The 1,242-nt window shown below is 29.2% G+C and carries 1 protein-coding gene; it reads right to left on the reverse strand.

The features are described from left to right. Positions 1-476: 476 nt before the first annotated feature. Positions 477-1,211 (reverse strand): 23S rRNA (adenine(2058)-N(6))-methyltransferase Erm(C), encoded by a 735-nt coding sequence (erm(C), locus tag FYJ24_RS12455; protein WP_001003263.1) that lies wholly within the window; start codon positions 1,209-1,211, stop codon positions 477-479. Positions 1,212-1,242: the final 31 nt, after the last annotated feature.

The following is a 1,242-nucleotide window of genomic DNA, read 5'->3' on the forward strand; positions in this document are numbered from 1 at the left end:
TTATCGACTGTTCTATATCTTTCTTTCATCTTCTTCTCACTCCTTATTTTAAACTATGCTAACTATATCATAACTGTTCTAAAAAAAAAAGAACATTTGTTAAAAGAAATTAGAACAAAATGAGTGAAAAATTAGAACAAACAAATTCCTTATAAACCTTATCATCTCAACCTATATTAAGATTTTACCTAGTTGAATCTTCTTTTCTATATAAAGCGTCGGAGCATATCAGGGGGTTATCTAACGTAAATGCTACCCTTCGGCTCGCTTTCGCTCGGCATTGACGTCAGATACTGCACCCCCTGAACCCCCATGCTCCAACAGCAAAAAGGAAACTTTTTGCTGCTTTTCCGACGCTTATTCGCTTCGCTCATATTTATATAGAAAAGAAGTGAATGCGCAAAAGACATAATCGATTCACAAAAAATAGGTACACGAAAAACAAGTTAAGGGATGCAGTTTATGCATCCCTTAACTTACTTATTAAATAATTTATAGCTATTGAAAAGAGATAAGAATTGTTCAAAGCTAATATTGTTTAAATCGTCAATTCCTGCATGTTTTAAGGAATTGTTAAATTGATTTTTTGTAAATATTTTCTTGTATTCTTTGTTAACCCATTTCATAACGAAATAATTATACTTCTGTTTATCTTTGTGTGATATTCTTGATTTTTTTCTATTTAATCTGATAAGTGAGCTATTCACTTTAGGTTTAGGATGAAAATATTCTCTTGGAACCATACTTAATATAGAAATATCAACTTCTGCCATTAAAAATAATGCCAATGAGCGTTTTGTATTTAATAATCTTTTAGCAAACCCGTATTCCACGATTAAATAAATCTCATCAGCTATACTATCAAAAACAATTTTGCGTATTATATCCGTACTTATGTTATAAGGTATATTACCAAATATTTTATAGGATTGGTTTTTAGGAAATTTAAACTGCAATATATCCTTGTTTAAAACTTGGAAATTATCGTGATCAACAAGTTTATTTTCTGTAGTTTTGCATAATTTATGGTCTATTTCAATGGCAGTTACGAAATTACACCTCTGTACTAATTCAAGGGTAAAATGCCCTTTTCCTGAGCCGATTTCAAAGATATTATCATGTTCATTTAATCTTATATTTGTCATTATTTTATCTATATTATGTTTTGAAGTAATAAAGTTTTGACTGTGTTTTATATTTTTCTCGTTCATTATAACCCTCTTTAATTTGGTTATAATGAAT

Origin of the sequence: Scrofimicrobium canadense, from assembly GCF_009696615.1 — a bacterium.
GTDB lineage: Bacteria > Actinomycetota > Actinomycetes > Actinomycetales > Actinomycetaceae > Scrofimicrobium > Scrofimicrobium canadense.